The sequence below is a fragment of the Acinetobacter sp. FDAARGOS_494 genome, assembly GCF_003812225.1.
GTDB lineage: Bacteria > Pseudomonadota > Gammaproteobacteria > Pseudomonadales > Moraxellaceae > Acinetobacter > Acinetobacter baumannii.
In genome coordinates this window covers 3,125,636-3,150,606 of record NZ_CP033866.1, presented here as the reverse complement: position 1 = coordinate 3,150,606, position 24,971 = coordinate 3,125,636, and the positions used below count along the sequence as shown (strand labels likewise).

Here is a 24,971-nt window from a genome sequence, read left to right as displayed (position 1 = left end):
TGATTATGCAAATTCGGTCATATCACGTGAATATTGAGTAGCAATGTTTTGGGTTTTCGCTACATATTGCTTGAGGTAGATACTCGCGCGATATTTTTCCTCTCCATACAGTGCATATAAGTTATTTAAGGTTTGGAGCACATAAGCGCCACCCATTTGTGTCAACCACTGGTAAGGGCCTTTAGGATAATTCACTCCATATTTCATGGCATTATCAATATCTTCCAGACTCGCAACTCCATGTAAACTTGCTTCGCAGGCTTCATTAATGAGTAAAGCGATGGTACGTAAGGTTAACAGTGCCGGATGGTCTTTAATCCACATCACGCTCATACCAAACTGTGCAAAGTAAGCCTCAACTTTAGCCAGATCATTTGTTTCACAAAGCTCGTTATGACTGAGTACTAAAGCCTCCGCCTGCTCAAAATCATGGTGCCAATCCATTAAAACCACTTTACGGCTTAGGTAATGAATATTGGCTGACTCACCTTGGCTTAAACGTAAGTCGATATCATCAATTTGAAGGATATTGTCATCACTCGCAGATCCGCTTTTTAAACCTAAACGCGTTAAAAAAGCAGGTAGCTGAGACCAAGTCCCTTTTAGCTGAATATGGGCATCGACTGGTTTGGCAACCACAGCTTGAGGCTGAAATGTCTGGTATTGATTTTTTTCGTTATAGGTATAAAAGCCTTGTTTTGACTTACGCCCCCAAGCACCTGCATCGACCAATTCTTTTTGAACGAGGCTTGGACGATAGCGTGGCTCGTAAAAGAACTCTTGGTAAACGCTTTGGGTTACCGAAAAGTTAACATCTTGCCCAATCAGGTCAGTAAGTTCACAAGGCCCCATCGCAAAACCGCCACATTGCTTTAAGGCATAATCTAGCTGGTCATAGCTGGTGACTTGTTCTTGCAGTGCTCTAAAGCCTTCCGCATAAAACGGCCGTGCAATTCGGTTAACAATAAAACCGGGAGTCGACTTGGTGAGTACAGGAATTTTCTTCCAATTCAGCATCAAGTTTTTTAAAGCCAAACATAAGCTGTTTGGGGTTTTTAAGCCTTGTACAATTTCAACCAGTTTCATGACTGGTGCAGGGTTAAAAAAGTGTAAACCCACTACCCGCTCAGGGTGAGTAATGCCCGCCGAAATTGCAGTCACTGAAATTGAAGATGTATTGCTTGCAAAAATGGTTTGCGCACTACAAATTTCAGCAAGTTGCTTAAATAAAGACTGTTTAACTTCTTTTTTCTCAACGACTGCTTCAATCACCAAGTCAGCATCACGCAGCGCTTCAATTTGATTGACCACTGTTAAACGCGCTAAGGCTTCATCAGCTTGCTGCTCTGTGAGCTTGCTCTTTTCAACCAGCTTTTTAAACGTCTGCCCTAAACCTTGAACGGCTTGTTGCGCTTTTTGAGCATCTAGATCATATAAAACGGTCGTGTGTCCATTAACGATGGCTAACTGGGCAATGCCGATGCCCATAGTGCCAGAACCAATGACGGCAATTCGGGCACGAGATAAGTCTAAATCTGTCATGCTTAGCGCCCTTTAAAATTTGGTTCACGTTTATTCATAAAGGCTTGTACACCTTCACGATAATCTTCGGAACGGCCTGCAATGCGTTGTAAATCTCGTTCTAACAGCATTTGCTCATCAAAAGTGTTATTGCTTGATTGATGAATGGCTTTTTTAATGAGAGATAGACCAAATGTAGGCTGTTTCGCTAAACGTTCAGCGAGTTCAGTCACTTTTGTTTTAAGCTCGGCGTCTTCAACCACATCCCAAATCATGCCCCATTCTTTTGCAGTTTCTGCGGGGAGCTTGTCACCTAACAACGTCAAACCCATCGCACGCGCATGGCCTACAGCACGTGGTAAAAACCATGTACCCGCCGAGTCTGGAACCAAACCTAAGCGGCAAAATGCTTGTACGAAGTTTGCCGATTTAGCTGCTATCACCAAATCACATGCCAATGCAATATTTGCCCCTGCACCTGCTGCCACGCCATTTACCGCGCAAATGACAGGCTTTGGCATATTTACAATCGTTTTAATGAGCGGATTATAGTAAGTTTCAATGGAATATCCTAAATCTGGAGCTTCAGCATTTGGGTCTACTACACGGTCGCCTAAGTCTTGCCCTGCACAGAAGCCGCGGCCTTCGCCACTAATCACAACACATCGAACATCTGGATTTTTAGTCCACTGGCTTAAAACCTCGGCCACTTCACGGTGCATATCAACGTTAAAGCTATTCAGTGCTTTTGGGCGGTTAAATGTCAGGTAGCCAACACCATTTTTTTCTTCAGCAATAATATTTTGATAGTCCATCACTCACCTCTAAACACTGGCTTTCTTTTCTCAAAGAAAGCATTAATCCCTTCGTTTCGATCTTTTGTAGCCGCCAGCCAGACAAAGTTTTGACGTTCAAACTTGAGTCCCTGACTTAATGTTGTTTCATGAATACTTTTAATTGATTGTTTAATCACGCGAATCGCTAAAGGCGCTTGTTTGGCAATTTTGGCTGCAAGTTGAACCGCATATTCAACGGTTAATTCGGTCGGAACCACTTGACTGCAAATGCCATGTTGCTCGGCTTGTTTTGCCGAAATCATTTCACCTGTCATAGCCCAGCGCATGGTGAGTTGTTGTCCAACCAAGCGTGCTAAACGCTGTGTTCCGCCTGCACCCGGCAACATCCCAAGGCCAATTTCAGGTAAAGCGAATCGGGCATTTTCACCGCAAATCACCATATCTGAATGCAAAACCAACTCAAACCCAGCGCCTAAGGCATAGCCATTCACTGCTGTAATCAGTGGCTTACTAAACGCATCAATTTTTTGCCAAAGCTTCGGGCGAATATCGAGTTGCAAAGACACGGCGTCCATTGCAGCCAACTCACTCAGATCTGCTCCAGCCGCAAAACACTGAGCGTTACCCGTTAAAACCACCGCTTTGACTTGAGCATTATGTTCAGCTTCTTCGAGCAACTCGCATAAACACTGTAATGTTGCATTGTTTAAAGCATTTCTTTTTTCTGGACGGTTTAGGGTTAATAACAAAACACCGTCAGCAGCTGTACTGGCTTTGATCAACTCTTGCATGACAGCCTCTATTCATCAAAACTCAAGCGAACATTTGAGCCTTTTGGTAAGGTCTGACAGCTCAGCACATAGCCCTTTTCAACTTCATCTTCTTCAAGACTATAGTTAAGGAACATGTCGACTTCGCCAGAAAGTACCTTACAACGACAGGTCGCACACACCCCACCTTTACATGCATACGGTAAGTCGGCACCCGCACGCAAAGCCGCATCAAGAATACTTTCATCATCTTGAGCCACAGAAACAATCAGTTCACGGCCATCTAAAATAATGTTTACTTTTTCTTCTTTACGGTTTGCATCCGCTTCAACACTACGTTTACGCGCTTGCCCTGTATGGAAACGTTCGGTGTGAATGCGCTCTTTGGCAATACCAAAGTTCGGTAAAGTATTTTCTACGGCATTCATCATTTCGTCCGGGCCACAGGCAAAAACATGGTCAAAATTTGTTTCAAGCACTTCAAAATCAAAAAGTTGCTTAAGCTTTTCTGCATCAATACGACCGTTCATTAGTTCACTATCGTTGAACTCACGAGAAAAAATATTGATAAGTTGAAAGCGTTCTTTGAACTGATCTTTCAAATCCATAATTTGCTCGGCAAACATGGTTTGTTTCCATGAGCGATTGCCATAGAGCAAGGTAAAGTTAGCTTCAGGTTGTTCAAATAAAACTTGTTTAATAATTGATAAAATTGGCGTGATACCACTACCCGCAGCAACGCCTAAATAGTTTTGTCCGCCCATCTTGGCTGCTTTTTGAAAAAACACACCTTGTGGTGGCATGACTTCAAGCACATCGCCCACTTTTAAATGGTCATTTGCCCAGTTTGAAAATTGCCCTTGATCAATTTTTTTAACCGCAATACTGATGTCTTCTTTGCCCGCATAGCTACAAATTGAATAACAACGGCGGATTTCACCCGCTTCGGTTAAATGGCGAATGGTTAAGTGTTGACCCGGTTGAAATTGGAATTGTTCTTGTTGTTCAGGTACAACGTCAAATGCAATACAAATTGCCTGATCGGTTTGCGGTGTAATACTTTTTACTTTTAATGGTACAAATTGGCTCATGGCTGATTTCCTTATCTAAAGACTTAAATACATTTGAAGTAATCAAAAGGCTCAAGACAGTCCTGACATTTATAAAGTGCTTTACAGGCGGTAGAACTAAACTCTGTTAACAGTCGGGTATGTCGGCTTTTACAACGTGGGCACTCGACACCATTTGTTAAGTGAACATGAGTTCCACATTGATGCGCCAACCCTTCAGGTGGTGCAATGCCATAAACTTGCAGTTTCTTTTTCCCTGCTTCAGACATCCAGTCCGTGGTCCATGCTTCTGATAAATCGACCATGACTTTGACCGGTGTCAAAGCTTCTGCGGTAAATGCCTCCACAATTTGTGCTTTGAGCATATCCGTTGCTGGGCAACCGCTATATGTTGGAGTTAGACGAACAATAATTTCTTGTTGATCGTTAATCTCTACACCGCGAATCATGCCCAAATCGACAACTGATAAAACCGGAATTTCAGGGTCACTTACCGTTTGTAGAACGTCCCAACATTGGTCGATGCAATGACGAATCATTTGCATGGCTCACCTCCTTGTCTTACCAGGTCATTCCCGGATAAGTTCTTTGAATACATTGCATTTCAGCCAATAAATAACCCAAATGCTCGGTATGCAATCCTTGTTTCGCACCACGGCGATAAGCACCGTTCACAGCAACATTTAATTCAAAACGCTTAAGCTCATCTGCAATGGTTTGGTTCCATTGTTCTTTTTCATTTGAAAAATCTGGAATCACGCCTTCTGCAACTAGTGCTTTTTCGTCTGCACTCAGTTCAAATAATTCAGCGGTAAAGCGCCATAAATTATCTAAACCGTCTTGTACACGTTGATGCGCTTCATCTGTGCTTAAACTTAAACGTTCCATCCAGCTTGTCGAAAAGCGAATGTGATACTTCACTTCTTTTAAAGATTTGACAGCAAGCGCACTTAATTCAGGAAGTGAGCTTTGCGCTAAGGCCGTAAATAAATGAAGATGGTAATGGTCCATCAACCATTGGCGTACAATCGTTTGTGCAAAGTCACCATTGGGTTGTTCGCACAACAAGAGGTTTAAAAACTCACGTTCTGTACGGAAATACGCAAGTTGGTCTTCATCACGCTTAGCTTCATCATATTGACCAGCCAACGTTAGAAAGTTTCTTGCTTGACCTAACAAGTCCAAGCCGATATTGGCTAAGGCAATATCAATTTCAAGCTCAGGTGCATGCCCGCACCATTCAGCCAAACGCTGAGATAAAACCAGTTGGCTGTCGCCAATATGTAATAAGAATTTAGATAAAACTGAATGATTCATTTGCCATTCCCCTTACATGTGCTCAATGCCATCTGGGATATGGTAAAAAGTCGGATGACGATAAACCTTGTCTAAAGAAGGATCGAAAAATTCAGCTTTTTCATCTGGCTGTGATGACTTAATCAGTTCTGAACGAACCACCCAAATGCTAATTCCTTCATTACGACGCGTGTAAACATCACGAGCATGTTGCAGTGCAATTTCATCATCAGGTGCTCTTAAGCTGCCTACATGACGGTGGCTTAAGCCTTGTTTACTACGTACAAATACTTCGTAGAGCGACCAGTTGTTTTTATCTTCCATTTTGATTTCCTCAAATTTTTCCATAAATCTTGTTAAGCCACTTTGTTCGCTTCAAGCTGCTGTTTTTTCGCGTAGACTACTGCTGCATCACGAACCCATTTGCCGTTTTCCCATGCTTTACGGCGTGCTTCGATACGCTCGTGATTACATGGTCCACGTCCGGCAATCACTTCATTAAATTCGTGCCAGTCAATCTCGCCAAACTCATAGTGGCCTGTTTCTTCATTGAACTTTAAATCTGGGTCCGGTACTTCCAAGCCAAGTTGCAACACTTGCGGTACAGTGTTATCGACAAACTTTTGACGTAATTCATCGTTACTAAAACGTTTGATTTTCCACGCCATGCTTTGTGCGCTGTTTGGAGAATGTTCATCGCTTGGACCAAACATCATGAGTGCAGGCCACCAGAAACGATTCACTGCATCTTGTGCCATCTGTTTTTGTTCCGCTGTACCGTTTGCCAAAGCCATCATGGCTTCAAAACCTTGACGTTGGTGGAAACTTTCTTCTTTACAAATACGTACCATTGCACGTGCATATGGCCCATATGAAGTACGGCAAAGCGCAACTTGGTTCACAATGGCTGCCCCATCGACAAGCCAACCAATTGCAGCGACATCTGCCCAAGTCAAAGTTGGATAGTTAAAGATTGATGAGTATTTCATTTTCCCATTAATCAACTTTTCCATCATGTCATCACGGTCAGCACCTAAGGTTTCTGCCGCGCTATACAGATATAAACCATGACCCGCTTCATCTTGTACTTTCGCGAGCAAAACTGCTTTACGTTTTAAAGTCGGCGCACGAGTAATCCAGTTTCCTTCAGGCAACATACCTACAATTTCAGAATGGCCATGTTGCCCGATTTGACGAATCAATGTTTTGCGGTAGGCATCAGGCATTTGATCCTTAGCCTCGATCGTAATTTCATTGGCAATATTTTGTTCAAATTTCTGGTAATTGTTTTCCATTCTTTCATTCCCTGTAGGTATCACCCTTAAATCTATTTTTCGATACACAAAAAACAAAGTCAACTAATTTTTTTGTATCAAATTAAATCCACAACAACAAACCAATACAAGCTATTGAAATTTATATAATTAAGTTAAATGTAAAAAACTTTTTTACTTTTAAAAATCAAAATAAAGTTGACTTTTATACAAATTAATCTGAAATTATGAATCATATTTTTGCAATTTTTATAATTGATGTATCAAATAAAAAAGGAGTTTGGTCATGCTTGAACAAGCACACCTAGAAGGAACCTCAACTGACACAGATTTTCAGCAGTCTGAGCATCAACTGCCTCATCTTGCTTCTTATGTCTATGGAACATGGCATTCGTCTGACGAAGAATTACGTACCGTTTATCATGCCATTACAGGTGAAGCGATTTATGCCGTAAGTAGTCATGGCGTTGATATGAAACGTGTTGTTCAATATGCCAAACAAAATGGTTCAGAACTGGCTAACTGGACATTCCACCAACGTGCTAATGCGTTAAAACAAATTGCCCAACATTTACTTGAACGCAAGGAAGACTTCTACAAACTTGCTTATGCCACAGGCGCAACTCGTAAAGATGCGTGGATTGATATTGAAGGTGGGATCCAGACATTATTTGCTTATTCGAGTCTGGTTCGCCGTGAACTCAATGATGAAAAAATTATTACTGAAGACAGCTGGATTCAATTATCTAAAAATGGGACTTTCGGTGCTAAGCACATTTTAAGTCCTAAAGCAGGTGTTGCCGTTCATATTAATGCTTTTAACTTTCCAATTTGGGGAATGCTTGAAAAGATTGCACCGACGCTACTTGCAGGCGTGCCATGTATTGTGAAACCAGCAACCGATGGTGCCCAATTAACTCAAGCAGTTGTAAAAGCCATTGAAGAAACACATGTCTTACCAAAAGGCGCACTACAACTCATTTGCGGTCAGACTTATGACCTGTTAGAACAGTTAGGTCCACAAGACTGCGTGACTTTTACAGGTTCTGCCTACACAGGCCAAAAACTACGTAACCACCCTCACCTCAATAAATATTCGATTCCATTTAGTATGGAAGCCGACTCGGTAAACAGTGCAATTTTAAGCCCTGAGGCAAATGAAGAAACTGTCGATTTATTTGTGCGTGAAGTCTTCCGCGAAATGACCACCAAAGCAGGCCAAAAATGTACTGCCATTCGTCGTGCATTTGTTCCTGAAAACTTGTTAGCAACTGTGCAAGAAAAGCTAACTGCCAAACTTGCTAAAGTTGTGGTGGGTGACCCTCAAAAAGAAGAAACCACCATGGGGGCTTTAGCGAGCATTAAACAAAAACATGACGTTGCAGAAAAAGTTGCTGAACTCAGCAAAGATGCAAAAATTGTTTTTGGTGGCAACGATAGCTTTACATTTAATGCAGATCATCCTGAAAAAGGCGCTTTTTTCGCTCCAACTTTATTGGTGTGCGAACAGCCTTTACAAGCGACGAATGTTCATACCACGGAAGCTTTCGGTCCGGTATGTACACTCATGCCATATCAAAACATTGAAGAACTAGCTGACCTTGTTTCACGTGGTGAAGGTAGCCTAGTGGCTTCTGTCGTTAAAAATAACGATGAGAATATTGAGCAGATTATTCAAAAAATTGCGCCTTGGCATGGCCGTGTGCATGTACTCGATGCAGAGTCAGCAAAAGAAAGTACAGGTCATGGTTCACCACTTCCACATTTAGTACACGGCGGCCCTGGCCGTGCAGGTGGCGGTGAAGAGTTAGGTGGTATTCGCGCGGTTAAACATTATATGCAGCGCACTGCAATTCAAGGCTCTCCAAACAGTCTGACACAAATTACTCACTCATGGACTGCTGGCTCAAAAGTTAATGAAGACCGCGTACATCCATTTAAAAAGTCTTTTGATGAGTTAGTGATTGGTGAGCGTTTATTAACGGCGCGCCGTACAGTCACCGAAGCAGATATTGTCAATTTTGCTTGTTTAAGCGGTGACTACTTCTATGCACATACTGACAAAATTGCAGCTGCCGAGTCTTTCTTTGGTGAACGTGTGGCACACGGTTACTTCATTGTGTCTGCCGCAGCAGGTCTATTTGTAGATGCAGCACAAGGCCCTGTGATTGCCAATTATGGTATGGACAACTTACGTTTTGTTGAACCAGTTAAAATTGGTGACTCGATTCAGGTTGAACTGACCTGTAAACAGAAAACCCCTAAACCACAAAAAGACGCTTCTCAGCCTGCGCATGGCGTTGTGGTATGGGATATTAAAGTCAAAAACCAACGTGGTGAACTTGTCGCAACTTATGACATTTTAACTTTAGTTGCTCGCGAGGCTTAATGTTTAAAATGAGATGGGGTCACCTCGTCCCCATCTCATTTTTTTAACACTCAATGGCGTTAACAGCGAGACCACCTTTTGAAGTCTCTTTATATTTCTCAGACATATCTCTGCCTGTTTCTTTCATGGTTTGAATCACTTTATCTAGCGTGACAAAGTGTTCATCGTCATCATGAAGTGCCATTTGGGCTGCATTAATGGCTTTTACAGCTGCAATTGCATTTCGTTCAATGCAAGGCACCTGAACCAAACCACCAATCGGGTCACACGTTAAACCCAAGTTATGTTCAAGCCCAATTTCAGCCGCATGTTCCACCTGTTCAGGAGACGCTCCTAAAATCTCGGCTAAACCCGCCGAAGCCATCGCACACGCTGAGCCGACTTCGCCCTGACACCCTACTTCTGCACCAGAAATAGAAGCATTGAGTTTACATAAAATGCCAACGGCTGCCGCACTTAGAAAAAAGCGAACTACTTTGTCTTCGGAAAAGTCTTTAGAGAAAGTCACGTAGTAATATAAAACTGCCGGAATAATTCCTGCTGCACCATTTGTAGGTGCCGTCACTACTCGACCGCCAGCAGCATTTTCCTCATTTACCGCTAAGGCAAATAAATTGACCCATTCCATTGCATGAAAAGTCGTCACAATCAGGTTTGAGTTTTTCTTATTTAATAACTTATCGTGAATTTTTTTAGCCCGACGTTTTACGTTTAATCCGCCCGGTAATATGCCTTCATTAATTAATCCGTTGTGAATACATTGCTGCATCACTTTCCAGATTTCCATAATCTTGCTACGAATCTCAGCTTCACTCCGCCAGCTTTTTTCATTTTCAAGCATTAACTCGCTCACTGATAAATGATGAGTTCTACATAAGCTTAAAAGCTCAGCCGCACTGTGAAATGGATATGGAACTTTAACGTCGTTGGTTTCAGTTTGGGTGTGTGTTAATTGTCTTTCACTGACAATAAAGCCACCACCAACCGAATAGTAAGTTTCTGCATATAAAATTTCTTGAGCCCTGTTATACGCAATCAGTTCCATTGCGTTGGGGTGATAAGGCAAAGATTCATCTAAAAAAAGCACATCATGCTTATAGTCAAAAGAAATACTCTTTTGCTGATTAAGCTGGATGGCTTTATTTTCAAGAACATCTTCAATCAAGCTTGTACTTACTTGAGTATCAATATGTTCAGGGTCAAAACCCATTAAACCTAACAGAACAGACTTATCTGTCGCATGACCGACACCGGTTGCCGACAGCGAACCGTATAACTTCACCTGAACTCTAACCGTGGCTTGTAAATCGTCTTGCTTCAATAAATCATCCACAAAACTGTATGCCGCTCGCATGGGTCCAACTGTATGGGAGCTAGATGGGCCGATGCCAATTTTAAAAAGATCAAATACACTAATAAACACGTGGTCCTACCTTCGATTCATTATTATTCGTATGTTCGTCGTTATTGTGTCCTTTCGGATAGCTCTAAAATTATCATTAAGCCATCTATAAAGCACTGAAAATAAATGGTTCATTGCCTAAAAACAACACAATCAATTGCTAATACAGCCTTTTTAAAAAATTGAATTTTCCATTAATTTAAATGGTAAATGACTCAACCAATATTGAAGAATTGTTCTTTTGAGCAAATAAAATCACAAACCTTTGCCAATTTTTTATAAAAAATATTTGGTTTTCAAGTTATTTACTTGAAATTTAAAATATTTAAAATCAATTAAAAACAAACATTTACATAGTATTTAAATCATTCACTGTCCATAAATAGAATAAAAATTCCCCTATTTACCAATAACCATATATCGTATACGATATATGAAAGAACAATAGTTCTGTCGTTAAGGAAAACGTAATGACAAGTCAGTTTAAAAAACAGTTATCTCTAATGGATCTTACATTCATTGGCTTAGGCGCCATTTTCGGTTCAGGATGGTTATTTTCAGCAAGTCATGTGGCCTCTCAAGCCGGCCCTGCGGGTATATTGTCATGGATTATTGGGGGCTTTGCCGTTTTAATTCTGGGAATTATTTATTGTGAGTTAGGCGCAGCCTTACCCCGAGCAGGCGGTATTATCCGTTATCCCGTATTTTCACATGGCCCATTACAAGGATATTTATTGGGTTCTGTGACCGTCATTGCCTTTTCAAGTTTAATTGCAATTGAAGTCGTCGCTGCCCGCGAATATGCAGCAGCATGGTTCCCTTCTCTTACCGCCGTACATGATGGTGTTCGAACTCCAACTACCATTGGATGGTTGTTTCAGTTTGCACTTTTATGCGTATTTTTTGCATTGAACTATTACAGCGTAAAAACCTTTGCAATTGCCAACAACCTGATTAGTGCATTGAAATTTGCTGTTCCGGTTTTAGTGATGGTTGCTCTTCTATACCATTTTAAACCTGCAAACTTTTCAATGACCGAGTTTGCTCCAATGGGCGCTCACGGCGTACAAGGTGCCGTATCTGCTGGCGGTATTATTTTTGCGTATTTGGGTTTAACGCCGATTATTTCGGTAGCCAGTGAAGTAAAACGTCCTCAATTTACGATTCCTTTTGCACTCATCTTATCTGTCGTTTTGGCAACGATTATTTATGTAGTGCTTCAAGTTGCTTTCTTAGGTGCAGTACCTACCGATATGTTAGCAAATGGTTGGTCAGGACTTAGTGACAAGTTCCCATTACCTTACCGCGACATTGCCATGTTATTAGGTTTGGGATGGTTAGCACTTTTAGTTGTTTCAGATGCCATTATTTCTCCGTCTGGTTGCGGCAACATCTATATGGCTGCAACTCCACGTGTCATTTATGCATGGTCAAACAGTAATACATTCTTCCGTATTTTTACGCGTGTAGATCCAAAATCTGGCATTCCACGTTATGCGTTATGGTTAACGTTTGCACTTTCTGTATTTTGGACCATGCCGTTTCCATCTTGGGATAAATTAATTTCCGTAGTTTCAGCAGCATTAGTTTTAAGTTATGCCCTAGCTCCTGTCACAGTGGGTGCTTTACGCCGTAATGCTCCTGAGCTTGAACGTCCATTCTATGTAAAAGGATTTACTGTTCTCGGGCCTCTCGCTTTTGTGATTGCATCTTTTATTGTGTATTGGTCTGGCTGGAATGTCATTTCATGGTTATTAGGCGCACAAATCGTCTTGTTTGCACTCTACGTCATTTTTAAGCGCTACGTGCCAACCCAAGAAGTCAGCCTTGCCCAACAGTTAAAGTCATCAACATGGCTCCTTGTTTACTACATTTTAATGATTCTTGCCTCTTACCTTGGCAGCTTCGGTGATGGCGCATCACACCTATTGGCAGCGCCTTTCGACACCTTATTCGTCATGGTGATTTCTCTTGGTTGCTACTACTGGGGTATACGCTCAGGTTTACCAAAAGCACTGATTAAAAATGACGATGAAGCTTAGCGATCGTTTGCTTAAACACATATAAGTTAAGGTTTTCTTTTGATTAATACCGTATACAAAATACAATATTTTCAAATGTAAAACCTTCGCTTTGATAACTCTCCAACGTCAGAAGAAGCACTTTTGACGTTCACTCTCAAGTGAGGTTGATAATGTTAAATATTACTGGTCAAAATTTTATTGCAGGTCAACGTTCAAGTGCAGGCAGTAAGTTTGTATTAAGCTACGATGCTGCAACAGATGAAGCATTACCCTATCAGTTTGCTCAAGCAACTCCTGAAGAAATTGATCAGGCAGCTCAAGCAGCTGCATTGGCTTATCCGGCTTTTAGACAAACTACGCCAGAACAACGCGCCGTTTTTCTAGAAACGATTGCCAGTGAAATTGATGCGCTTGATGACCAGTTTATTGCAACAGTCTGTCAAGAAACTGCTTTGCCGGAAGCGCGTATTCGCGGTGAACGTGGGCGGACCACAGGTCAATTACGCCTATTTGCTCAAGTATTACGCCGTGGTGACTATTTAGGCGCCCGTATTGATTTGGCTTTACCTGAGCGCCAGCCACTTCCACGTCCAGATTTACGTCAATATAAAATCGGTGTTGGACCAGTTGCCGTATTTGGTGCAAGTAACTTCCCTCTTGCCTTTTCTACTGCGGGTGGCGATACCGCTTCAGCACTTGCTGCTGGATGTCCAGTTATTGTGAAGGCTCATAGCGGTCACATGGCAACGGCCGAATCTATTGCAAATGCCATTTGTAGTGCGATTGAGAAATGCGCCATGCCAAAAGGTATCTTTAGCATGATTTATGGTCAAGGTGTCGGTGAGCCACTGGTAAAACATCCTGCAATTAAAGCCGTTGGATTTACAGGTTCACTTAAAGGTGGTCGAGCTCTATGCGATTTAGCTGCCGCACGTCCTGAACCCATTCCTGTTTTTGCCGAAATGTCGAGCATTAACCCAATGATTTTATTAACCGCAGCTCTAAAAGTGCGTGGTGATAAAATTGCGACTGAACTTAGTGGTTCGGTGGTTTTAGGCTGCGGTCAGTTCTGTACTAATCCCGGTTTAATTATTGGAATTAAATCACCGGAATTTAGCCAATTCCTTGACCAGTTCAAGGCTGCAATGGCTCAGCAACCGCCACAAACCATGCTTAACAAAGGTACTTTAAGAAGCTATGAGCATGGTCTTAAAGAATTACTCGCCCATGACAAAATTGAGCATTTAGCGGGTCAACCCCAACAAGGCCAGCAAGCCTATCCTCAGCTCTTTAAAGCAGATGTATCTCTTTTACTCGAACGTGATGAATTACTTCAAGAAGAAGTATTCGGTCCAACGACAATTGTGATTGAAGTTGAATCGGCAGAGCAGCTCGCTCTCGCATTAAGCGGTCTACGTGGTCAACTTACAGCATCATTAATTGCCGAGCCACAAGATTTTGAGAACTTCGCGACCCTTATTCCATTACTCGAAGAAAAAGCAGGACGTTTACTTCTAAATGGTTACCCAACAGGTGTGGAAGTCTGCGATGCCATGGTACACGGCGGGCCATATCCTGCAACTTCAGATGCACGCGGTACATCGGTAGGAACCTTGGCAATCGAGCGCTATTTACGTCCAGTATGTTATCAAAACTATCCAGATCACTTATTGCCACTCGCCCTTCAAAATGCCAATCCGCTTGGTATTGCGCGCTTGGTCAATGGTGAAATGAGTAAAGCTGCTCTTTAATTTTTTTAAAGGAGTTTATCCAAGAGATGAACTCCTTTTTTTAGTTCAAAGCCTCCAGCGTAACCGCACATTATTTAAATAAAAAAGTGCAAAAAATGAATAGCAAGATGCTCCATCAAATCAATGCGTAACATATTTTCAAATAAGGATATTGGTATATGACGACAACATTAAAAAAGGTTGTAGCGGCCTCCATGGTTGGCTCCGTAGCAGAATGGTATGAATTTTTCCTTTATGGAACCGCTTCTGCCCTCGTCTTTGGCGAACTTTTCTTTCAACAAACCGGCAATGCTATAGATGGAATTTTGGCGGCCTTTGCCCTGTATGCCGTTGGCTTTTTAGCAAGACCTCTCGGTGGCCTCGTATTTGGTCACTACGGCGATAAAATTGGTCGCAAGAAATTATTGCAAATTAGCCTGATTATTGTCGGTATCACTACCTTTTTAATGGGCTGTATTCCGACCTTTCATCAAATTGGCTATTGGGCACCTACACTCCTAGTGATACTGCGTTTAATTCAAGGTTTTGCTTTTGGTGGTGAATGGGGCGGCGCAGTTATTTTAGTTTCAGAGCACAGTCCAGATGATCGCAGAGGTTATTGGGCAAGCTGGCCACAAACTGGCGTACCGCTCGGAAATTTAGTAGCCACACTGGTTTTATTATTACTTTCCTCTGTACACGATAAAAATAGATAACTCATTGAAATAATGTCATAATAATTGTTTTCTAACGACGAATACTATGACACATCTCAATGAGTTATATCTTATCTTAAACAAATATCTAAAATGGAACAAGTCACATTTAAAGTGCTTTGCGCTCATCATGCTTGTGATTATTTTAAAGCAAACATGTAATCTTTCTTCTGCATCTAAAGCCTTGCCCATCAAGTGCTTACCACAATCATTTTATCGACGTATGCAGCGCTTCTTTGCAGGTCAGTATTTTGATTATCGTCAAATTTCTCAGTTGATTTTCAATATGTTTTCATTCGACCAAGTGCAACTGACTTTAGATAGAACCAATTGGAAATGGGGAAAACGAAATATTAATATCCTGATGCTCGCAATCGTTTATCGTGGAATAGCGATACCTATCCTTTGGACATTGCTTAATAAACGTGGAAATTCAGATACGAAAGAGCGTATTGCTTTGATTCAACGCTTTATAGCCATTTTTGGTAAAGACCGTATTGTGAATGTGTTCGCAGACAGAGAGTTTATCGGTGAGCAGTGGTTTACATGGTTAATTGAACAAGACATCAACTTCTGCATTCGTGTTAAAAAAACTTCATTGTCACCAATCATTTAGGAAAGAATCATAAAATTAGTGATTTATTTCGCCATCTTAAAGTTGGTCAAATTGAATGTCGTAAACGACGGATTTTGGTTGGTCGGGTGAAACTATATATAAGTGCACTACAGTTAGAAAATGGAGAGCTTTTACTCGTCGTTTCTCCTCAGTTTAATGCCAATGCTATTCAGGATTATGCATTACGCTGGGAAATTGAAACCTTATTCAGTTGTCTCAAAGGACGCGGGTTTAATCTTGAAAATACGCGCTTGACAGACCCTAGACGAGTGAAAAAATTGATTGCGGTGTTAGCTATAAGCTTCTGTTGGTGTTACTTAACGGGTGAATGGCAACATGATCAAAAAAAAGCGATAAAAATAAAGAAGCATGGACGACTCTCAATGAGTTTATTTCGCTATGGTTTAGACTATGTTCAAATGGCGATTCAGCGTTTAATTGGTTTTGGGAAAAAAGAAGAGTTTAAGGAAATTTTGGCAATTTTAAGAAGGCAGAACCCTGATAGGATAAGGGTTCTGTGAAATTTGTCGTGTACAGAGATTACTTTCAAAAAACCTCTCACCCGAACAATTCCTAGATTGGGGATGGCGCTGTGCATTCTGGTTCTCAGCAGTCGTGGTACTGATTGGTTTATGGATCCGAAAAAATGTAGACGATGCCGAAGTGTTTAAAGAAGCACAGGCCAAACAACAGCTTCTTGAAAAGCAACAACTCGGGATTATTGAGGTTTTAAAATATCATAAGAAATCTGTTATTGCGGGTATCGGTGCCAGATTTGCAGAAAACATTTTGTACTATATGGTGGTTACTTTTTCGATCAGTTATTTAAAGTTAGTCGTCCATAAAGATACTTCACAGATCTTACTGCTCATGTTTGGCGCTCATCTGATCCATTTCTTTATTATTCCTTTTATGGGGCATTTAAGCGATATATTTGGCCGCAAACCTATTTATCTTATTGGAGCTGTACTTACTGCTTTTTGGGGTTTTGTCGGCTTTCCTTTAATGGATACAGGCAATGACTGGCTCATTATGTTAGCAATTGTGCTTGGTTTATTTATTGAGTCCATGACCTACTCGCCTTACTCTGCGTTAATGACTGAGTTATTTCCAACTCACATCCGCTATACGGCGCTTTCATTTTGTTATCAAGTCGCACCCATTATGGCAGGTTCGCTTGCTCCATTAATTGCCCTAACATTACTCAAAGAATTTAATAGTTCGATTCCGATTTCTTTATATTTGGTTGCCGCAAGTCTAATCTCTATTGTCTCGATTTTGCTAGTTAAAGAAACCAAAGGCCGATCTCTAGCTTTTAAAGATTAATCTTTGATATACAAATTCAGCACTTAATAATGATTTGGGTTGTTCTATACAACCCATTTTTTTATCTAAATATTTTTGATAGAGGCCCGATACAAAGTAGGTGACATGCCTGTATGCAATTTAAACTGACGACAAAAAGCACTATGGTCGGTATAACCACAGCGCAAACCAATTTGAGTAATCGGTAAGTCAGTCGCAAGCAGTTCAGTAGCGACTTGGAGACGAATTTTGCTAATCATTTGCCGAGGCGTTAAATGGTATATTTTTTTGCAATAACGTTCTAACTGAGCCACCGACACGCCAGCAATTGCGGTCAAATGCGCCAAAGTAATGGTTTCGGCGTAATTCTTTTTAATATATTCCTCAACTTGAACCATTTTGTAAAAAGCAGGATGTGTATTTTCAGGCACATTTAAATCATTAGAAATACCCGCTATTCCTACTAGGTTTCCATCCGCATCAAATAAAGGTTCTTTATAAGTTAAACACCAACCCGACTGATTTTTTGCATATAAATGTAGTTCTAATTGCTCTGTTAACTTTTTACCGCGGCGAATGACTTGCAAGTCTTGCGATGTATATATTTTCCCAAGTGAATGAGGAAAAACTTCAGAAGAGGTTTTTCCCAATATTGCAGTTTTATCCTTTAGACCGCAGCGATTTACTAATGTTTGATTGACAAAGACATAGCGTGCTTCGGTATTTTTGATGAAAAAAACCACCGAAGATAAAGCATCAAACAATGGTTCTATACTTTCCAGATTTTTTAAGAAATCTTCCAAAGTGGTAGTTAGTTTCGGAATTTGAACCAAAGTCATGAGCTAGAGCGGACAAAGTTATAACTTGTCTACTCTAGAACATTTCATTTTTGATTTAAAGGAGAAGTAGACATCGCCATGAGGCTTTTTACACGAGTAGGCAGTAATGGTGGTCGAGAGTTAGGCAACTGCCAATCAAATAAACAAGCTGCTGCTGTTGCACACGTGCTTCCTTGGCACGCTCCCATTCCACAGCGTGTATGTAATTTTGCATCAATCCAACTATTACGCTCGGCAACTTTATCAAAAGTTACATCTTCACATCGACAAAAAATAGTTTCTGGCCGTGCAAGCGTTTTTAACTCAGCACGTAACTTAAAGCTTTTCTCAAGGAGATGTGCAAATAAACGATACCGTTGTCTTTGAGCAAATAATTGTCTCGCTTTTTCATTTTGGCCTATAGCTGCATAACCTGCGATGCTACCTTCAACCATCGCCAGCTCACTTCCGCCAAAACCTGTACACTCACCTGCTGCCCACACCTGTGGCTGTGATGTACGTTGATAGTCATCGACCGTAATCGCATTGTCCTTAATTTGACAACCCATTAACTGCCCTAATTGAGTATTCGGGACTAAACCAAACCCGCACGCGAGTCGATCACACTCAATTTCAATGATTCCTTTCGGCGTTTGTAGCCTTACTCGTTCAAGACGCTCCTGACCAATCGCCTCAACCACATAACTGTTAGGTTGATATAAACGATAAGGCAAAGATAACGCCTGTATTATTTTCGAAGGCCAACGCCAAAGTTGTAGTGCAAACTTACGAACGGAAGATGAAGCCGCCTGTTCGGCAACATAGAGAACTTGAGCCTCTGCTTTTTTTGCCGTATCCGCACTTGCTAAAAGTAATGGCCCTGAACCTGCAATCACAATGCGTTCATTTTTGACAGGTGTGCCTGCTTTAATTAAGGCTTGCAAACCACCTACCCCTGTTACGCCAGGTAAAGTCCAACCGGGAAAAGGCAAAAACAGTTCTCTTGCTCCCGTACACAATATAAGCTGGCGATAAGACAAGTTTAGGCTGTCGTGAGGTCGCTCAACAAGCAATTGGCCTGCAAAAGGTGCGGCGACAATTTTCGCACCAAACATAAATTCAATATTAGAATGAGCCTTAATTTGTTGATATTTCTGCTGCGCCATTTCAGGTACAGGGAAAATCGGTCCAGCGCGCCAGATTTGACCGCCCGCCTGTGGGTTATTATCCAATATTAAAATTCGCCCGCCACTTTCGGCGGCTGCAATAGCAGCTGACAACCCTGCAGGCCCAGCACCGACAACCACCACATCGTATTGTTTTTCCATTATTGTGTTTCCACTTTCATGTCTTGCTGGCACAGCGTCTGACAAGCAAGCACTCTGAGTCCATTAATATTGACACGGCATTCCTGACAAACTCCCATTCCACAAAATGGAGTACGTTTTTCACCACAAACTGACAAACGGCTGTAAGACTTCGCTTGTGCTAAAGCAGCAGCAACACTCGTACCTTCAATCACAGAAACCGGTTGGCCGTTAATAAAAAGCTGAATCATCTATGCAGCTCCTATAAAACGATGAGGTAAAAAAGGTTCTGGATCTATATCAAAAGTTAATCCACATATGTGTGAGACAATCAGTTTTGCTGTACCTGTTGCTGTGGTTACACCTAATCCTTCATGACCTACCGCTAAATAAACCGATTCAAGTGCAGGATGTCGTCCAATTACTGGAATACCATCTGGAGTAGCAGCGCGAAAGCCAGTCCATGCCCGAATAACATTAAGATCAGCCAAAGCTGGAAAATAATCGACAGCCTCTTTAAGCACCCGAGTAAAGACTTCTGGCTCTACAGTTGGATCAACCGTATTGAACTGACGAGATGACCCAATAAAAAGCTGGCCCGTCGGTCTAGGCTGAATATTACAAGCCACCGAAATTCCACTTGTCGCTTGAGTACTGGCCGCATAAGCCAAAGCCACCAATGTATGCTTTACATTTAATTCAGGGTAACGGTCAGTAATCGCCAGATGACCTTTTTTAGGTTCAATCGGTAACACTGGGAAAAAATCTGTCGCATGAATGCCGTTAGCCAAAACGATATGCGCAGCTTCTAGCCATGTTCCATCACTTAACTGAACCCGATTTTCTTCAATATGGATAACTTTAGCTTGTTGAACCTGAACCTTGTGGGGAAATTTTTTTAATAACCATTCAGCAGCACAAGGTGCATATAAAATTCCATCATCAAAAACTTCTAAACCACCATAAAGACCCTGCTTTAAGTGAGGTTCAAGCTGATGAACTTCATCTGAGTTTCGAAGTTGGCAACGGACACCTTGTGCAGTGAGACGTTGATATTTTTCCTCAGCAATCTGCATTTCTTCTGGGCTACTTGCCAGCCATAAAGTTGGCGTTTGGCGATAGGCACAGTCTTCCGAAAGTTCGTGTCCTAATTCATGCCATAGCTGAACTGACCAATGACTAAGTTTTAATTCGGCGTCCAAGTCATCCATAATGACCAAATGCCCCATGCCCGCGGCTGTTGCACCACCGATCCGAGCATCCAAAACTTGCACATTTAACCCTTGCCGAGCCAATTCATAAGCACATGCAGCACCTACAATGCCTGCCCCAATGACGATGGCATCGGTTCTCATAGCTGAATACCCCAAGCAAATGGGTCATTTTCATCCATAAATAAAGTTGCTTCGGCACTCATGTAAGCTTCACCACGAATGGTTGGAATCACATATTCCCCTGCTTGTTCATACGAGGCAATAAACTGGCTACCGATAATGCTGGCTTGTTTCCATAACTTTCCTGGCTCAAGTTTGCCATCTGCGGCCAAGCAAGCAATTTTCGCACTGGTTCCAGTTCCACACGGTGAACGGTCATAGGCCTTGCCTGGACAAAGCACGAAATTTTTACTGTCTGCTTCGGTGTCACTTGCAAATAACTCAATATGGTCAATTTCTTGCCCATCTTTACCGGTTATTCCTTGTGCCGTAAGCGCTTGTCTAACCGTCCACGCATATTCAGTAAGTTGATCCAAATTATCACTTGCAACACGTTGACCATGATCATTAATCAAGAAGAACCAGTTACCGCCCCATGCAATATCACCAGTAACTTTTCCATATTTTTCAACATTAACTTCGACTGCTTTTTTATAACGATATGCCGGTACATTTCGCACACTCACTGAATGATCTTCATGCAGTGTCGCTTCAACATCACCTACTGGAGTTTCAATTAAATGCGTGCCTACTTGTATTTTTCCCAAGTGTGCTAACGAAGCCACTAAACCAATCGTGCCATGACCACACATGCCAAGGTAGCCTGTGTTATTAAAGAAAATAACGCCCGCACTCGCTTTGGGATTCACTGGCTTACACAATAACGCTCCAACCAGAACATCATTACCGCGCGGCTCTAACATGGTTGCTCTACGGAAATGGTCATATTGTTCTGATAATATTTTTCGGCGGCTTTCCATATCTCCTGTGCCTAAATCAGGAAAACCTTCAAGTACTAATCGTGTTGGTTCACCACCAGTATGAGAGTCCAAAATTTTTACTGTTTTCATAGAAGTATCCTTACATTTTCCTTTAGGATGACTGATCTCAAAACAGCAAGCTTGATCGTTTTCTTATAAATCTATGACGAAATCAGCATAGTGAAAACTTACTTCAGCTAAAATAAAGACAAAAAAATTAGGCCATTGGCCTAATTGAAATGATAAAGAATGCAGCGCTTATTTTTTCACATTTTTATGGTGAGGTAAGTGCTCATAAAGTGATTGGCAAACACCATTAATATGCTCTTCAATTAACTTAACCGCCAAATCAACATCCTTGGCTTTACAGGCTTTCACAATTTCTTTGTGCTCATCATTTGCACGTGATTTGCCTTCGGAAACATTCATCTGCAATCTTAAATAGCGCTCAATTTTATCGTAAATCGAACGAATTAATCCGAGCATATAAGGTCGCTGTGCCGGTTCATAAAGGCACGCATGTAACTGCCAATTTAGTGTGGTCCAACTTCCAATATCCATGTTATCAATAAAGGCATTACAAATTTCATCTGCCTTTTTATAAGTTTCTTCTGTCATATTCGGCACGGCGAGCTGAATCAGCTTCGTTTCTAACATAACCCGTACTTCAAAAATCTGAGCTAATTCTTCTTCAGAGATTCGGGTCACAATTGCACCGCGATTTTTTATAAACTCTACTAAGCCTTCGGCTTCAAGTTGCTTTAAGGCTTCACGTACCGGAATTTTGCTGACATTAAATAGCTTGGCAATTTCATCCTGACGGATAGGCTCACCTTCAGCAATATGCCCTGCAATAATTGCTTCTCTAATATATTTGACAATAACTTCAGATACCGAAGGCATTGCACCAAGATTTGATACATTAAAAGATGGTAGCGTCACGAATATTCTCTTAACCTCAAAATATGACACAAACAAAAGGATGATAATTTTAGTCATCCACCATAATGAAATTATTGCTTTGAAAGCATCATTTTCGGTACGGCTTATCCTTCATATAAAGCTTTTAAAAACTATTTTTATATCACTATAAACCAATAATTTTTAAAATCATTCATATACAAAGTATACTTTATACCATTTAATTCACAAAACTATTATTAGACTATGCCGAAATCGTCATTATTTTATTGTATTTAACCAAGCAAATCGTCATAAATACCAGCATACTACCCTGTTCTCTTGACGGGAAACTGTCAAAAATTCTTATCCATTGAGCTGATTATTCCTTACAAGGTAAAAATTATTATCTTGTAGAAATCTTGCTGCATAAAACTTTCAGAGTTTGAGTCACTTCATATGAGTACGCCAACAGAAGCAAAATTTTCCCTGACTTATTATACGGGTTTCTTATCTGTACTATTTGCTGCTTTTCTATGGGGTACGGCAGGCACAGCAGCATCTTTTGCAAAGGGCATCAGTCCACTTGTAATTGCTACTATTTCTGTGGGCTTCGGTGGTTTAATTCACACATTTTTAAGTTTAAAAGCCATTAAAAAAGATTACCGAAAGCTTTTTGACTATAAGACCAAAGTTTTGATTGCCGTCATTGTTTCTATTCTTTGTCCGTTTGCTTTTTATTCCTCGGTTTCATTAGCTGGTGTTTCTATTGGTACTGTTATTTCAATTGGCTGCGCCCCTTTGTTCTCAGTTATGCTTGAGTGGCTATTAGATAAACGTAAGCTTTCTTTAAAATGGCTTATCAGTTTTATTCTTGGTTTTTTAGGAGTCGTTTTACTCTCATATGCAGGCGAACACAGTCACCAACATCAAGGCGTCCAATCCGAACGGCTATTAGGTGTATTTTTTGGCTTACTCTCAAGTCTGAGTTATGCAACATATTCGTGGATTATGAAAAACTTAATCCATAAAGGCATCAACTCAAGAGCTGCCATGGGCGTGATCTTTGGGATTTCAGCAGTTCTGTTATTACCTACTTTATTAATTACAGCAACTCACCTATTTAATTATCCAAATAATATTTGGGTAGCCCTTTATATCCCAATCGTACCTATGTTCTTAGGCTATTTATTTTTTAGCTTTGGTTTAAAACGTATTCCAGCCAGTCAAGCCATGACGTTAGCTTTGGTCGAAATTCCTGTTGCAGCGTTATTGGCAGTTGTTGTAGTAGGCGAAAGTTTAACAATGAATAGTTATTTAGGTTTAGTTTTAATATTCCTCTGCGTTATTGTCCTCACTAAAAAATAAATAATAGAAGTAAAAAAGAGGCTAAATCGTTAGCCTCTTTTTTTTATAGATATTTGCTTAGATTTCAGCTGACCAGTTACGGTACCAAGTACGGAATAATTCATACTGAGTTTCAACGTATTTACGTTGTGATTCACTCAATGCATCCGTCTCGTTAAAATGTAAGGTATATTCTTTATCGCCATTAAGTACCATTAAGTACTTGTAATAAAGGACTAAATCAGTACCTTCATCAAAAGACGATAAAACTTCTAAAGCGCTTGATAATTCTTGTGCCAAACGACGAGCTTTCGCATCGCCTGCTGCAGCTTTCTTACTAAGGTCAACCAACTGTAAAACTTCTTTAGGCAAAGCATTACCAATGCCCGTAATTGCTCCCGTTGCATTGCAGTTAACGAAACCATGGAAAACCTGAGTATCTACACCAGCCATTAATGTTACAGAGTCATCTTGAGAAGTGATGAACTCAGCTGCATAACGCATATCAGCAGCACCACCAAATTCTTTAAAACCAATTAAGTTTGGAAATTCACGGCGTAATTCAAAAAACAAATCTGCACGAGTCGCAAATCCATAATACGGGCTATTGTAAATTACCGCAGGTAAGCTAGGCGCAGCTTTTAAAATCGCAGAAAAGTGTGCCTTTTGTGCAGTTGGTGATGCACCACGTGATAATACACGTGGAATTACCATAAGCCCTTGTGCACCTACTTTTTCTGCATGAGCTGCATGAGAAACTGCTTCTTTTGAATTAACTGCCCCAGTACCCACAATTGTCGGAATACCAGCAGCTACAAGTCGTGCTACACCTTCTTGACGTTGAGCTTCGGTCAATAAAGGCCAATCGCCCATTGAACCACAATACACTACCGCACTCATTCCCGCTTCAATAAGCTCATGCCCTTTTTTCACAAGCGCATCAAAATCTGGCTCACGGTTAGGAGTACATGGAGTCATTAGCGCCGGGATACATCCTGTGAAGATATTACTCATAATTATTCCTCAGTAATATAGTTAAAACTATTGGTAGTTGTACTTTTGAGTTAATCCATCTCAAAAGTTATGGAATGGGTATCAATAGCTGTCCAATCATTCTTCATATATCGTATACGATATACATAAAAAAGAATAGTCTTTGTTCTAAAATTCTTTTCATCTAAAAAAACGTATAAAAAACAAAGATAAAAACTGTAGAACTGATAAATAGGATATGTTTTGAAAGCTTTTTTCTGATTTATTAATAATAAAGATTCAAAAATTAAACGGGTCTGAAGAAAATTATTTACTTTCAAAAATGGTTAAAAAAGATACAGGAAACATTAGCCATTAGTCGCACATCCCTATTTTTACTCATTTTTACTGGTAAAGTGCTCTACATGGTTTGATACAACCTACTTAACTCAGATGCATAATTCACCTGTTACCTGCATCTGAAGTTTTTCTGCCTCTAGTCCGCTAGGGGCTTTTTTTATGA

Annotated in this window: 21 protein-coding genes and 2 pseudogenes; 7 read left to right on the top strand and 16 right to left on the bottom strand. The window is 40.9% G+C overall.

Annotated features, from left to right (window positions below; genetic code table 11):
- Positions 1-3: 3 nt before the first annotated feature.
- The 8 genes from EG365_RS15385 to paaA are packed head-to-tail and all read right to left on the bottom strand — an operon-like array spanning position 4 to position 6,749.
- Entirely contained in the window at positions 4-1,542 is a 1,539-nt protein-coding gene (locus EG365_RS15385) for a 3-hydroxyacyl-CoA dehydrogenase (protein ID WP_000130581.1), read from the bottom strand.
- 2 nt (positions 1,543-1,544) lie between these two features.
- On the bottom strand, positions 1,545-2,336 hold the full coding sequence (gene paaG, locus EG365_RS15380; protein WP_000386305.1) for a 2-(1,2-epoxy-1,2-dihydrophenyl)acetyl-CoA isomerase PaaG: 792 nt from the start codon (positions 2,334-2,336) through the stop codon (positions 1,545-1,547).
- On the bottom strand, positions 2,336-3,109 hold the full coding sequence (locus EG365_RS15375; protein WP_001156946.1) for an enoyl-CoA hydratase-related protein: 774 nt from the start codon (positions 3,107-3,109) through the stop codon (positions 2,336-2,338). Before EG365_RS15375 ends, paaG begins: the two co-directional genes overlap by 1 nt.
- 8 nt (positions 3,110-3,117) lie before the next feature.
- Positions 3,118-4,179 (bottom strand): 1,2-phenylacetyl-CoA epoxidase subunit PaaE, encoded by a 1,062-nt coding sequence (gene paaE / locus EG365_RS15370; protein WP_000077460.1) that lies wholly within the window; start codon positions 4,177-4,179, stop codon positions 3,118-3,120.
- A gap of 23 nt (positions 4,180-4,202) precedes the next feature.
- Positions 4,203-4,703 (bottom strand): 1,2-phenylacetyl-CoA epoxidase subunit PaaD, encoded by a 501-nt coding sequence (gene paaD, locus EG365_RS15365; RefSeq protein ID WP_001177939.1) that lies wholly within the window; start codon positions 4,701-4,703, stop codon positions 4,203-4,205.
- Positions 4,704-4,719: 16 nt separating this feature from the next.
- Positions 4,720-5,475, bottom strand: a complete 756-nt coding sequence (paaC, locus tag EG365_RS15360; RefSeq protein WP_001016788.1) for a 1,2-phenylacetyl-CoA epoxidase subunit PaaC — start codon at positions 5,473-5,475, stop codon at positions 4,720-4,722.
- A 12-nt stretch (positions 5,476-5,487) separates the two neighbouring features.
- The gene (gene paaB / locus EG365_RS15355; protein ID WP_000389648.1) at positions 5,488-5,778 is read right to left on the bottom strand and encodes a 1,2-phenylacetyl-CoA epoxidase subunit PaaB; all 291 of its coding nucleotides are present in this window, start codon (positions 5,776-5,778) and stop codon (positions 5,488-5,490) included.
- A gap of 32 nt (positions 5,779-5,810) precedes the next feature.
- The gene (paaA, locus tag EG365_RS15350) at positions 5,811-6,749 is read right to left on the bottom strand and encodes a 1,2-phenylacetyl-CoA epoxidase subunit PaaA (RefSeq protein ID WP_000431126.1); all 939 of its coding nucleotides are present in this window, start codon (positions 6,747-6,749) and stop codon (positions 5,811-5,813) included.
- Between the two features lie 265 nt (positions 6,750-7,014).
- Between paaA and paaZ the strand changes: the two genes are divergently transcribed.
- Positions 7,015-9,117, top strand: a complete 2,103-nt coding sequence (paaZ, locus tag EG365_RS15345; protein ID WP_000892936.1) for a phenylacetic acid degradation bifunctional protein PaaZ — start codon at positions 7,015-7,017, stop codon at positions 9,115-9,117.
- A 43-nt stretch (positions 9,118-9,160) separates the two neighbouring features.
- Here the strand turns inward: paaZ and EG365_RS15340 are convergent, their stop codons facing one another.
- On the bottom strand, positions 9,161-10,540 hold the full coding sequence (locus EG365_RS15340; protein ID WP_000470937.1) for an L-serine ammonia-lyase: 1,380 nt from the start codon (positions 10,538-10,540) through the stop codon (positions 9,161-9,163).
- Between the two features lie 449 nt (positions 10,541-10,989).
- Between EG365_RS15340 and EG365_RS15335 the strand changes: the two genes are divergently transcribed.
- The 5 genes and pseudogenes from EG365_RS15335 to abaF (EG365_RS15315) all read left to right on the top strand — a co-directional run.
- A complete protein-coding gene (locus EG365_RS15335; protein ID WP_000203775.1) occupies positions 10,990-12,561 on the top strand; it encodes an APC family permease in 1,572 nt (523 codons plus the stop codon).
- A gap of 152 nt (positions 12,562-12,713) precedes the next feature.
- Complete coding sequence (locus tag EG365_RS15330; protein ID WP_000932303.1) at positions 12,714-14,294, top strand: aldehyde dehydrogenase (NADP(+)); 1,581 nt, start codon at positions 12,714-12,716, stop codon at positions 14,292-14,294.
- A gap of 158 nt (positions 14,295-14,452) precedes the next feature.
- Positions 14,453-14,965 (top strand): annotated as a pseudogene (abaF, locus tag EG365_RS15325) (fosfomycin efflux MFS transporter AbaF); the annotation flags it as partial.
- Positions 14,966-15,035: 70 nt separating this feature from the next.
- Positions 15,036-16,126, top strand: a protein-coding gene (locus tag EG365_RS15320) for an IS4-like element ISAba1 family transposase (RefSeq protein ID WP_085940413.1) whose coding sequence is annotated in 2 segments (ribosomal slippage) — positions 15,036-15,576 and positions 15,576-16,126 — 1,092 coding nt in all. Because the reading frame shifts where the segments join, the coding sequence is not laid out codon by codon here.
- 19 nt (positions 16,127-16,145) lie between these two features.
- Positions 16,146-16,931 (top strand): annotated as a pseudogene (gene abaF / locus EG365_RS15315) (fosfomycin efflux MFS transporter AbaF); the annotation flags it as partial.
- A 65-nt stretch (positions 16,932-16,996) separates the two neighbouring features.
- Here abaF (EG365_RS15315) and EG365_RS15310 read toward each other — a convergent pair.
- From EG365_RS15310 to EG365_RS15285, 6 genes are all read right to left on the bottom strand, one after another.
- Positions 16,997-17,749, bottom strand: coding sequence for an AraC family transcriptional regulator (locus EG365_RS15310; protein WP_000177080.1), 753 nt, complete (start codon positions 17,747-17,749; stop codon positions 16,997-16,999).
- Positions 17,750-17,793: 44 nt separating this feature from the next.
- Positions 17,794-19,056, bottom strand: coding sequence for an FAD-dependent oxidoreductase (locus EG365_RS15305; protein WP_000415231.1), 1,263 nt, complete (start codon positions 19,054-19,056; stop codon positions 17,794-17,796).
- Entirely contained in the window at positions 19,056-19,286 is a 231-nt protein-coding gene (locus EG365_RS15300) for a (2Fe-2S)-binding protein (protein WP_000615327.1), read from the bottom strand. The genes EG365_RS15305 and EG365_RS15300 overlap by 1 nt, the downstream gene beginning before the upstream one ends.
- The gene (locus EG365_RS15295; protein ID WP_001258332.1) at positions 19,287-20,390 is read right to left on the bottom strand and encodes an NAD(P)/FAD-dependent oxidoreductase; all 1,104 of its coding nucleotides are present in this window, start codon (positions 20,388-20,390) and stop codon (positions 19,287-19,289) included.
- Complete coding sequence (locus tag EG365_RS15290; RefSeq protein ID WP_000859588.1) at positions 20,387-21,319, bottom strand: 4-hydroxyproline epimerase; 933 nt, start codon at positions 21,317-21,319, stop codon at positions 20,387-20,389. The genes EG365_RS15295 and EG365_RS15290 overlap by 4 nt, the downstream gene beginning before the upstream one ends.
- A gap of 168 nt (positions 21,320-21,487) precedes the next feature.
- The gene (locus EG365_RS15285; RefSeq protein WP_000174668.1) at positions 21,488-22,171 is read right to left on the bottom strand and encodes a GntR family transcriptional regulator; all 684 of its coding nucleotides are present in this window, start codon (positions 22,169-22,171) and stop codon (positions 21,488-21,490) included.
- A gap of 417 nt (positions 22,172-22,588) precedes the next feature.
- Here EG365_RS15285 and EG365_RS15280 point away from each other — a divergent pair, with 417 nt between their 5' ends.
- A complete protein-coding gene (locus EG365_RS15280) occupies positions 22,589-23,497 on the top strand; it encodes a DMT family transporter (protein WP_000106979.1) in 909 nt (302 codons plus the stop codon).
- Between the two features lie 57 nt (positions 23,498-23,554).
- Here EG365_RS15280 and EG365_RS15275 read toward each other — a convergent pair whose 3' ends face one another.
- The gene (locus EG365_RS15275) at positions 23,555-24,490 is read right to left on the bottom strand and encodes a dihydrodipicolinate synthase family protein (protein ID WP_000065199.1); all 936 of its coding nucleotides are present in this window, start codon (positions 24,488-24,490) and stop codon (positions 23,555-23,557) included.
- Positions 24,491-24,971 lie beyond the last annotated feature (481 nt).

Coding starts and splice junctions, on each gene's coding strand:
- EG365_RS15385 (WP_000130581.1), bottom strand. CDS start 1,542: ATGACAGATTTAGACTTATCTCGTGCCCGAATTGCCGTCATTGGTTCT.
- paaG (WP_000386305.1), bottom strand. CDS start 2,336: ATGGACTATCAAAATATTATTGCTGAAGAAAAAAATGGTGTTGGCTAC.
- EG365_RS15375 (WP_001156946.1), bottom strand. CDS start 3,109: ATGCAAGAGTTGATCAAAGCCAGTACAGCTGCTGACGGTGTTTTGTTA.
- paaE (WP_000077460.1), bottom strand. CDS start 4,179: ATGAGCCAATTTGTACCATTAAAAGTAAAAAGTATTACACCGCAAACC.
- paaD (WP_001177939.1), bottom strand. CDS start 4,703: ATGCAAATGATTCGTCATTGCATCGACCAATGTTGGGACGTTCTACAA.
- paaC (WP_001016788.1), bottom strand. CDS start 5,475: ATGAATCATTCAGTTTTATCTAAATTCTTATTACATATTGGCGACAGC.
- paaB (WP_000389648.1), bottom strand. CDS start 5,778: ATGGAAGATAAAAACAACTGGTCGCTCTACGAAGTATTTGTACGTAGT.
- paaA (WP_000431126.1), bottom strand. CDS start 6,749: ATGGAAAACAATTACCAGAAATTTGAACAAAATATTGCCAATGAAATT.
- paaZ (WP_000892936.1), top strand. CDS start 7,015: ATGCTTGAACAAGCACACCTAGAAGGAACCTCAACTGACACAGATTTT.
- EG365_RS15335 (WP_000203775.1), top strand. CDS start 10,990: ATGACAAGTCAGTTTAAAAAACAGTTATCTCTAATGGATCTTACATTC.
- EG365_RS15330 (WP_000932303.1), top strand. CDS start 12,714: ATGTTAAATATTACTGGTCAAAATTTTATTGCAGGTCAACGTTCAAGT.
- EG365_RS15310 (WP_000177080.1), bottom strand. CDS start 17,749: ATGACTTTGGTTCAAATTCCGAAACTAACTACCACTTTGGAAGATTTC.
- EG365_RS15305 (WP_000415231.1), bottom strand. CDS start 19,056: ATGGAAAAACAATACGATGTGGTGGTTGTCGGTGCTGGGCCTGCAGGG.
- EG365_RS15300 (WP_000615327.1), bottom strand. CDS start 19,286: ATGATTCAGCTTTTTATTAACGGCCAACCGGTTTCTGTGATTGAAGGT.
- EG365_RS15295 (WP_001258332.1), bottom strand. CDS start 20,390: ATGAGAACCGATGCCATCGTCATTGGGGCAGGCATTGTAGGTGCTGCA.
- EG365_RS15290 (WP_000859588.1), bottom strand. CDS start 21,319: ATGAAAACAGTAAAAATTTTGGACTCTCATACTGGTGGTGAACCAACA.
- EG365_RS15280 (WP_000106979.1), top strand. CDS start 22,589: ATGAGTACGCCAACAGAAGCAAAATTTTCCCTGACTTATTATACGGGT.
- EG365_RS15275 (WP_000065199.1), bottom strand. CDS start 24,490: ATGAGTAATATCTTCACAGGATGTATCCCGGCGCTAATGACTCCATGT.